This window comes from Mesorhizobium sp. M3A.F.Ca.ET.175.01.1.1, assembly GCF_004791945.1.
Lineage (GTDB): Bacteria > Pseudomonadota > Alphaproteobacteria > Rhizobiales > Rhizobiaceae > Mesorhizobium.
Map to the genome: position 1 here is coordinate 1 of NZ_SRTP01000156.1, position 356 is coordinate 356.

At 66.0% G+C, this 356-nt stretch carries 1 pseudogene; it reads right to left on the bottom strand.

Features of this window, described 5'->3' with window-relative positions:
- Positions 1-131, bottom strand: a pseudogene (locus tag EN818_RS34110) (DNA polymerase III subunit epsilon); the annotation flags it as partial.
- Between the last annotated feature and the right edge of the window lie 225 nt (positions 132-356).

Below are 356 nucleotides of genomic sequence, written 5' to 3' on the forward strand. Positions count from 1 at the left end.
GCCGCCGCCACCTTCAGCCACAGCGCCTTTTCGCCGAGCGTGCCGACCAGGCCGGCATGCGCCGCCCGATCCGCCTCGGTGAGGCGCGGCGGCAGGGCGATCGGCCTTGCGCCGATCGAAATGTCGGGTTCATGCAGCATGATCGTCTCCTTTGGCACGCAGAGTGCTCGCGCCTGGGTTGGTCGAACGCGCAAAGCATCCGCGCAAGCGCACCCGCGACCGAAAAGATTGTGCCGGCTTCTTGGCCAGCCTGGGCGCTTGTCGCTATCGCGGCAAGCAGGATTGTCCAACGCTTCCAATGCCTGCATAGTTGCGCATGACCCCCCTTGGCGCTATACCCACGGCCGCAAGGAGCT